Origin of the sequence: Thiohalocapsa sp. (assembly GCF_019695415.1) — a bacterium.
GTDB lineage: Bacteria > Pseudomonadota > Gammaproteobacteria > Chromatiales > Chromatiaceae > Thiohalocapsa.
On sequence record NZ_JAIFKJ010000566.1, the window covers coordinates 1 to 8,620 of the forward strand.

At 67.7% G+C, this 8,620-nt stretch carries 6 protein-coding genes and 1 pseudogene; 4 read left to right on the forward strand and 3 right to left on the reverse strand.

The window, feature by feature from the left end; genetic code table 11:
* From I6U14_RS15655 to I6U14_RS15665, 3 genes and pseudogenes are all read right to left on the reverse strand, one after another.
* Positions 1–634, reverse strand: a pseudogene (locus tag I6U14_RS15655) (ammonium transporter); the annotation flags it as partial.
* Between the two features lie 25 nt (positions 635–659).
* Entirely contained in the window at positions 660–998 is a 339-nt protein-coding gene (locus I6U14_RS15660) for a P-II family nitrogen regulator (protein WP_296900453.1), read from the reverse strand.
* Between the two features lie 83 nt (positions 999–1,081).
* A complete protein-coding gene (locus tag I6U14_RS15665; protein WP_296900454.1) occupies positions 1,082–1,918 on the reverse strand; it encodes a TorF family putative porin in 837 nt (278 codons plus the stop codon).
* A gap of 308 nt (positions 1,919–2,226) precedes the next feature.
* Between I6U14_RS15665 and I6U14_RS15670 the strand changes: the two genes are divergently transcribed.
* The 4 genes from I6U14_RS15670 to I6U14_RS15685 form a co-directional block, all read left to right on the forward strand.
* On the forward strand, positions 2,227–2,526 hold the full coding sequence (locus I6U14_RS15670; RefSeq protein WP_296900455.1) for an accessory factor UbiK family protein: 300 nt from the start codon (positions 2,227–2,229) through the stop codon (positions 2,524–2,526).
* A 140-nt stretch (positions 2,527–2,666) separates the two neighbouring features.
* The gene (locus tag I6U14_RS15675) at positions 2,667–4,214 is read left to right on the forward strand and encodes a YifB family Mg chelatase-like AAA ATPase (RefSeq protein ID WP_296900456.1); all 1,548 of its coding nucleotides are present in this window, start codon (positions 2,667–2,669) and stop codon (positions 4,212–4,214) included.
* A 2-nt stretch (positions 4,215–4,216) separates the two neighbouring features.
* Positions 4,217–6,199, forward strand: a complete 1,983-nt coding sequence (locus tag I6U14_RS15680) for an ATP-binding cassette domain-containing protein (RefSeq protein ID WP_296900457.1) — start codon at positions 4,217–4,219, stop codon at positions 6,197–6,199.
* Positions 6,200–6,585: 386 nt separating this feature from the next.
* On the forward strand, positions 6,586–8,620 hold a 2,035-nt coding region (locus tag I6U14_RS15685), incomplete at its 3' end, for a glycogen/starch/alpha-glucan phosphorylase (protein WP_296900458.1).

The following is an 8,620-nucleotide window of genomic DNA, read 5'->3' on the forward strand; positions in this document are numbered from 1 at the left end:
TGGCGTTGAGTCTGCCGTCCTTGCCGTACTTGCCCTTGCCCGCGCCGAGCAGGATGACACCCGCCAGGGCAGCCGGGGCACCAAAACGATGCACCACGCCGGAGCCGGCGAAGTCCTGGAAGTTGAGCGCATCCAGGAAGCCGCCGCCCCACTTCCAGTAGCCCTGCACGGGGTAGATGAAGCCGGTCATGACCACGGCGAACAGCAAAAAGGCCCAGAGCTTCATGCGCTCGGCTACGGCGCCGGAGACGATGGACATGGCGGTGGCCACGAACACCACCTGGAAGAAGAAGTCGGACAGGCCGGCGTAGTAGATGTCACCGTCGCTCGCCAGCACGGCGTCCACGGCGTTGTCGGCGCTGGCGTCCATGAACATGAACGACCAGGAGATCTCCGGCACGATGCCGTTGCCGCCGGCCGGGTACATGATCCCGTAGCCGATCAGCATGTACATGATGCTGGCGATGGCGAAGAGCGCGACGTTCTTGGTGAGGATCTCGGCGGTGTTCTTGGCGCGGACCAGGCCCGCCTCGAGCATCGCAAAGCCCGCGGCCATCCACATGACCAGGGCGCCGGAGACCAGGAAATAGAAAGTGTCGAGTGCGTACGCGAGTTGAATGGTTGGTTCTTCCATCGGATCGATGCCTCCGTCGGGTCGCTCAGAGCGCGTCCGGACCGGTCTCGCCGGTACGGATGCGGATGACTTGCTCGAGGTCGGCGACGAAGATCTTCCCGTCACCGATCTTGCCCGTCTGGGCGGCGGAGGTGATGGCCTCGATCACCTGGTCCACCAGGGGGTCATCGACGGCGATCTCGACCTTGATCTTGGGCAGGAAATCGACGACATACTCGGCGCCGCGATAGAGCTCGGTGTGGCCCTTCTGGCGGCCAAAGCCCTTGACTTCGATGACGGTGATGCCGGACACGCCGATGTCCGCGAGGGCCTCGCGGACGTCGTCGAGCTTGAACGGCTTGATGATGGCTGAAATCAGCTTCATGGATTGCGCTCCTTATGGGATGACGCCGGATCCATGTCGATCCGGCGCCGGTGGGTAAGGACGGGGTCAGGTGCGCGCCGGCATTAGAACTCCTTCAGCCAGCCGACCCAGATCTTGGGGTCATCGTCGTAGGTTTCCCGGCCGACTTGGTCGTAATTGAAGCTGAAGGTGCCGAAGTCGCCCGCTTCCTTGCTGATTGTCACGCCGCCGTGGCCGTAGTCGACGCCGCCGTCTTTGGTGTCGAAGTCGTAATAGCCGCCACGGAGGCTGAGGCCGAAGTCGTAGGGCAGGCCGACATCGATGGAGCCGTAGTAGTAGAGGTCGCCTTCAGAAAACGGGGCGTCATCGTCTGCCTCACCCCAGGCGGTGTAGGCCAGCCCTGCGGTAAACCACTTGTAGGTGCCGCTGGCGCCGATCTCCCAGAAGTCCACGTCGCGGCCGTCCGGGTAGGCGTAGTAGATGGTGCTGACGTCGAAGCTCAGGTCGTCGTTGACGGCGAAGCCGTAGCCTGCGTAAAAGTCCAGCTCGTAGTTCGGAGACGGATCGCCCGCAGTGCTGCCCTCTCCGGTTCCGACGACGACGTAGTTGCCGTCCTCGTCCATGAGGGGCATGCCTGTGTCCGGGTCCATCGGAACGATACCGGTCACGTCCGTACTCACGTCTTGAGCGCCATCGTCCCAATCGATGTTGGATGCCCAGGTGCCGGCGTAGAAGCCGCTCTCGTGGGCTACGTCCAGGCCGCCCTGGATGGCGGCCTGGTCTCCGGTCTGGGTGACGCCGCGCCAGATATAGTTGGACACCGCGCCGATGTTGGCACTGAATGACCAGGGGTCCTGTGCCAGGGCCGTGTTCATGGACACCAGGGACATCGCGGCCAATGTGCCTGCGGCGGCTGTGGTCCGAATCATTGCTGTTTTCATGCTGTCTACCTCTTGAGTGCATCAGGGGCCCGGACTGACGTCGGCCCCGGAGTTATTCGCCGCTCGGGCGGATACCGCCGAAGATGCAAGCACTCACCGTGCCAGGTTTTAAATGTGCCTAAAAACACACGATTCTGAGCATTTGTGTTGCTGCTAAGCAACATTCGCCGCGCACCAGAGTGGTGCAAACCAGCGCCGCCGGACCCGAAATCGCGCACGACAATCGGGCGCAATGCCGCCCGACGTCCCGGAACCCAAAGCCCTATAATTCCTCGCCATTGCCGGAGCAGCCACTTGGAGACCGCCTCATGTTGGAGCCGAAACAGCTCGACGACCTCGCCCGCCGCCTCGCCGAGAGCATGCCGGAAGGAGTTAAGGTGTTGCGTGAAGACCTAAGCCGCGGCTTCCGATCCACACTGGAGACAGGGCTCGGGCGTCTGGACCTCGTGACCCGCGAGGAGTTCGACGTCCAAGCCGCAGTGCTGGCGCGAACCCGCGCCAAGCTCGACGCACTGGCAGCGCGGGTGGCCGAGCTGGAGGCGGCCGCGGCGCCTGCAGCCCGAGCGGAGGCGAGTACCGACGCCGTACAGGAGCCGCCGTCAGCCTGATCGGGCGCCCCGCGGCGGCGGCGAGTCCACAGCCCCTCGGCCCGTGTCCTCCGTCCTCAGCCCTTGATCCCGCGCCTCGCCGAATCGCCAACGCCCAGCGCCCCGAACACCGCCCAGAGCCGAGATCCACCGCCTGCACCATGGGCCTCTGCGTCCTGCACAGCCGCGCCCGGGAGGGCATCCGCGCCCCGGAAGTCTTCGTCGAGGTCCATTCCGGCGGGGGCCTGCCCGCCATGTCCATCGTCGGCCTGCCCGAAATGGCCGTCAAAGAGAGCCGGGACCGGGTGCGCGGAGCCATCTTGAACGGCCGTTTCGACTTCCCCGCCGGGCGGGTCACCATCAACTTGGCCCCGGCTGACCTGCCCAAGGAGGGCGGACGCTTCGACCTGCCCATCGCCGTCGGCATCATCGGCGCCTCTGGTCAGGTGCGCACCGAGCCGTTGCCGCGGCTGGAACTGCTCGGCGAGCTGGCACTGACGGGCGCGCTGCGGCCCGTCTCCGCGGTGTTGCCGGCGGCGCTCGCAGCCCGGGATGCAGGGCGCGCGCTGGTGCTGCCGCGGGCCAACGCCGACGAAGCGGCCCTGGTGGAGGGGCTCGAGATCCTGCCCGCAGAGCACCTGCTGGAGGTCTGCGCACACCTGAACGGGGACGCTGTCATCACATCGCACACCGCGTCGAGAGCCGACGCGGCGCGGCCAAGCTATCCGGACCTGGCGGATGTGCAGGGCCAGGAGCAGGCCAAGCGGGCGCTGGAGATCGCCGCCGCCGGCGGCCACAGCCTGCTCTTTGTCGGCCCGCCCGGCACCGGCAAGTCCATGCTCGCCAATCGCCTGCCCGGCATCCTGCCGACCCTGGACGATGCCGAGGCGCTGGAGGTGGCCGCCATCCGCTCCGTCAGCGGTCAGGCAGAAGTCGACCCCGCCCACTGGCGCGAGCGGCCCTTCCGCGCCCCGCACCACACCGCCTCCGGCGTTGCGCTGGTGGGCGGCGGCGGCACGCCACGGCCCGGGGAGATCTCGCTCGCGCACATGGGGGTGCTGTTCCTCGACGAGCTGCCGGAGTTCGATCGGCGCGTGCTGGAGGTGCTGCGCGAGCCGCTGGAATCCGGGCGCATCCACATCTCCCGCGCCGCCCGGCATGCGGAGTTTCCGGCGCGCTTCCAGCTGGTGGCGGCCATGAACCCCTGTCCCTGCGGCTACCTCGGCGACCCGGAAGGCCGTTGCCGCTGCACCGCGGAGCAGGTGGCCCGCTACCGGGCGCGCATCTCCGGGCCCCTGCTGGACCGCATCGACCTGCAGCTGGAGGTGCCACGCCTGCCGGCGGAGCGCCTCACTGCCCGCGCCACAGGCGCCGCGCCCAACACTGAGGCCAGCGCTGCGGTGCGCGCCCGCGTGGAGCGGGCCCGAGCCCGGCAGCTGGCACGTGCCGGCTGCACCAATGCCGCGCTGGAAGCCGGCGCCCTAGAGCAGCACTGCACCCTGGACGAGCAGGGCCGGCAGCTGGTGACCCAGGCCATGCGGCGGCTGTCGCTCTCGGGCCGTGCCTATCACCGCATCCTCAAGGTGGCGCGAACCATCGCGGACCTCGCCGACAGCGAGACCATCAGTGTCGCCCACCTCGGCGAGGCCATCGGCTATCGCCGGCTCGACCGCGGCGGCACCACACAGCCTGCGGGCGGAGGCGCCTGAGCATGCTGGAGCTCGCCGGTATCACGCTGCGCCGCGGCCCGAAGCTGCTGCTGCAAGGCGCCGACCTGCGGGTGCATCCAGGCCACAAGGTGGGCCTCACCGGCGCCAATGGTTGCGGCAAGTCGAGCCTGTTCGCGTTGCTGCGCGGGGAGCTGCAGCCGGATGCGGGCGCCGTGTCCGTGCCGCCGGACTGGACCATCGCCCACGTCGCCCAGCAGACCCCGGGCGGCGAGCGTCCGGCCATCGAGCTGGTGATGGACGGCGACACGCAGCTGCGCGAGGTGGAACGCCGCCTCGCCGCGGCGGAGGCCGCCGGCCACGGCGTGCAGCAGGCGGCCCTGCACGGGCAGCTCGAGGCCATCGGCGGTTACACGGCGGAGTCCCGCGCCGCCCGGCTGCTGCACGGGCTCGGCTTCGCCGTGGGGGAGGAGCGCCGGCCAGTCTCCAGTTACTCCGGCGGCTGGCGCATGCGGCTCGCGCTGGCGCAGGCGCTCATGTGCCGCTCGGACCTGCTGCTGCTGGACGAGCCCACCAACCACCTGGACCTGGACGCGGTCATCTGGCTCGAGGGCTGGCTCAAGGCCTATCCGGGCACGCTGCTGCTCATTTCCCACGACCGCGACTTTCTGGATGCCGTGGTCGAGCGCATCTGCCACATGGAGCGCCAGGGGCTCAAGGTCTACACCGGCGGCTATTCGGCCTTCGAGCGCCAGCGCGCCGAGCACCTGGCCCAGCAGCAGGCGGCGCACGAGCGCCAGCAGCGCGAGGTCGCGCACATGCGCGCCTTCGTGGACCGCTTCCGCGCCAAGGCCACCAAGGCACGGCAGGCGCAGAGTCGGCTCAAGGCCCTGGAGCGCATGGAGCTCATCGCGCCGGCGCACGTGGACTCACCGTTTCGGTTCAGCTTCCGGGCGCCCCAGGCCAAGCCGGACCCGCTGCTGCGCCTGGAAGACATCCGCGCAGGGTATGGCGACACCAGGGTGCTGGAGGGCATCGGCATGAGCCTGCGCCCGGATGACCGCATCGCGCTGCTCGGCCCGAACGGCGCCGGCAAGTCCACGCTCATCAAACTGCTGGCGGGTCTGCTCGAGCCCCGGTCCGGCCGCCGCGAGGCGGGGCAGGGGCTTGCCATCGGCTACTTCGCCCAGCATCAGGTGGACCAGCTGGACCCGGACGCCTCGGCGCTCAAGCACCTGGAACGGCTCGAGGCCGCTGCCGCGCAGCCGGGCGGGAAGCCCGCCACCGAGCAGCAGCTGCGCGACTTCCTCGGCGGCTTCGGCTTCCATGGGGATCGAGCCACCGAGCCAGTCAAGCCGTTCTCCGGCGGCGAGAAGGCCAGACTCGCGCTGGCCCTCATCGTCTGGCAGCGGCCGAACCTGTTGCTGCTGGACGAGCCCACCAACCAACTGGACCTCGACATGCGGCTAGAGCTGAGCGAGGCGCTGCCAGGTTTCGACGGAGCCATGGTTCTGGTATCCCCCGACCGCCAACCTGACTCTTATACACATCACCGAGACCACGAGAACCCTGAGGGGCGGGCTGAACCGTTCGACGGCAGCCTCGACGACTATCCGGCCTGGCTCGCCGCCCGCAATAAGGCCCAAGCGCAGCCCCAGGCTGGGGCGGTGGCGGACGCTGCCGGCGTCCGCCCGGAGGGCGAATCCACCGCGACCCCACCGAACAATGCTGGTGATGTCGCGGCCTCCCGCAAGGATCAGCGCCGACGTGAGGCGGAGCAGCGGGCTCGACTGCAACCGGCCAAGAAGCGAGTGACACAGCTGGAGGCCGACGTCGAGCGCCTCACCACTGAGCGCGACGCGTTGGAAGGAGCCCTCGCCGACTCGAGCCTCTACGCTGAGGACGCCAAGCCGCGGCTGCTGACCCTGCTCGCCGACAAGCAGCGCATCGACGCAGAGCTGGAGCAGGCCGAGGCCGACTGGCTCGACGCAGCCGCTGAGCTGGAGGCCCTGCAGCAGCCCGACTGACGGGGCCGGGGCACCGCGCGCCGCAACCCAATGCAGGTGCTCACGTGGGAGCGGCAGCCCTGCCGCGACGCTGCACCCGCGGCCGTGCCCGCCCCATCGCGGCTAGAAGCCCCTCCCACGACGCACGCGCCACTTAAGGGCGCGCGGGGGTATTGTTGCTCCAAACTCGGGCAGCGGGCTGCAAGGCGTCTGTCTCCAAAGAAAAATGCCGGCACCTCTGGTGCACAAACGCCTTCGCGCCATGGCTGCGGCGCGTTATCTTAGGCAGCAACACAACGAGCCCACGGATCTGTCTTGCACGAGGATTGCTAATCAGTCTGGCTGGGGGGCAGCCGCCGCTCAGCCCGCCGCCGCTTATCTCAGACGCTATCCCTGGAAAACTGTTCATGTCGCCATTCAGAGACCTCAGCCAGAGCACGCCGAACGAGGCCCTGTTCGATCTCGCGCCCCTGCCTATGGACAAGGAGGGCATCGCACGGGACTTCAAGCGCTATTACGCCCACACCCTGGGGCGGGATCGCGACTGCAAGTCCGCTTACTACCCCTATAAGGCGCTCGCCATCGCGTTGCGGGACCGGCTCATGGAGCGCTGGAAGCGTACCCGCCTGGCCCACGACGAGGCTAACTGCAAGCGCACCTATTATCTCTCGCTGGAATTCCTGATGGGGCGGTCGCTCAGCAACGCCCTGCTCAACCTCGGCATCGACGACGCCGCCCACAAGGCGCTGTACGAGCTCGGTCTCGTCTACGAGGAGCTCGAAGCGGCGGAGATGGACGCGGGGCTCGGCAACGGCGGCCTTGGTCGGCTCGCGGCTTGCTTCCTGGACAGCTGCGCGACCTTGCAGCTGCCGGTGAAGGGCTATGGCCTGCGCTACGAATACGGCATGTTCCGCCAGCTGATCGAGAACGGCCGCCAACTGGAGGAGCCGGACCACTGGCTGCGCGACGGCAACCCCTGGGAGCTGGAGCGCCCGGAGTACACCCAGCGCATCCCCTTCGGCGGCCACACCGAGCAGTACAAAGACGAGGCCGGGCGCGAGCACCGGCGTTGGGTGGACACCCATGATGTGCTGGCGGTGCCCTACGACATCCCCATCCCGGGCTTCAAGAACGACACCATCAACACACTGCGCCTGTGGGCGGCTGCTGCCACGGATGAGTTCGACCTCGGCGAGTTCAACGCCGGCAGCTACCCTGAGTCCGTGGCCGCCAAGAACAACGCCGAGCACATCACCATGGTGCTCTACCCTAACGACGCCAGCGAGAACGGCAAAGAGCTTCGGCTGCGCCAGCAGTTCTTCCTGGCCTGCGCCAGCATCAAGGACGTGCTGCGGGAGTGGATCCGCCTGCACGGACGGGACTTCAGCGAGTTTGCCGACAAGAACTGCTTCCAGCTCAACGACACGCATCCTGCGGTGTCGGTGCCGGAGCTGATGCGCCAGCTCATGGACGAGCAGCACCTGGACTGGGATACGGCCTGGGGCATCACCACCCGCACCATGGCCTACACCAACCACACCCTGCTGCCGGAGGCGCTGGAGCGCTGGCCGGTGCGGCTGTTCCAGCAGCTGCTGCCGCGGGTGCTGGAGATCATCTACGAGATCAACGCCAGATTCCTGTCCAAGGTGGCCGCACGCTGGCCCGGCGACATGGATCGCCAACGGCGCATGTCGCTGATCGAGGAGGGCGGCGATCCACAGGTGCGTATGGCCTATTTGGCGATCGTCGGCAGCTTCTCGGTTAACGGCGTGGCCGCGCTGCACTCGCAGTTGCTGAAAGAAGGCCTGTTCCGGGACTGGTTCGAGCTCTGGCCCGAGAAGTTCAACAACAAGACCAATGGGGTCACGCCCCGTCGATGGCTCGCCATGTGCAACCCGGGGCTGCGGGAGCTGCTGGACGAGACCATCGGCGAGCAATGGGTGCACGACCTGAAACGCCTGGACCAGGTTGCGCCCTATGCCGACGACGCCGCCTTCCGCGAGCGCTGGGCCAGCATCAAGCGGCAGAACAAGGAACGACTTGCAAACCTGGTGGCCGCCACCTGCCGGGTGGAGTTCCCGCTGGACTTCATGTTCGACGTGCAGGTGAAGCGCATCCACGAGTATAAGCGCCAGCTCCTGAACGTCCTGCACGTGATCCATCTCTACAACCGCATCAAGCACGGCGACACCGACATCGGCGCGCCGCGGTGCGTGCTCATTGGCGGCAAGGCGGCCCCGGGCTACGAGATGGCCAAGCTCATCATCAAGCTCATCAACAACGTGGCCGGCGTCGTGAACGCGGACCCGGAGGTGAGCGACTGGCTGCGCGTGGTCTTCATCCCGGACTACCGGGTGTCGGTGATGGAGGTGCTCGCGCCGGGGACTGACCTCTCCGAGCAGATCTCCACCGCCGGCAAGGAGGCCTCGGGCACCGGCAACA

Bases quoted from the DNA above. Each gene is read 5' to 3' on its own strand.
- I6U14_RS15660 (WP_296900453.1), bottom strand. From the start codon at position 998: ATGAAGCTGATTTCAGCCATCATCAAGCCGTTCAAGCTCGACGACGTC.
- I6U14_RS15680 (WP_296900457.1), top strand. From the start codon at position 4,217: ATGCTGGAGCTCGCCGGTATCACGCTGCGCCGCGGCCCGAAGCTGCTG.
- I6U14_RS15675 (WP_296900456.1), top strand. From the start codon at position 2,667: ATGGGCCTCTGCGTCCTGCACAGCCGCGCCCGGGAGGGCATCCGCGCC.
- I6U14_RS15670 (WP_296900455.1), top strand. From the start codon at position 2,227: ATGTTGGAGCCGAAACAGCTCGACGACCTCGCCCGCCGCCTCGCCGAG.
- I6U14_RS15665 (WP_296900454.1), bottom strand. From the start codon at position 1,918: ATGAAAACAGCAATGATTCGGACCACAGCCGCCGCAGGCACATTGGCC.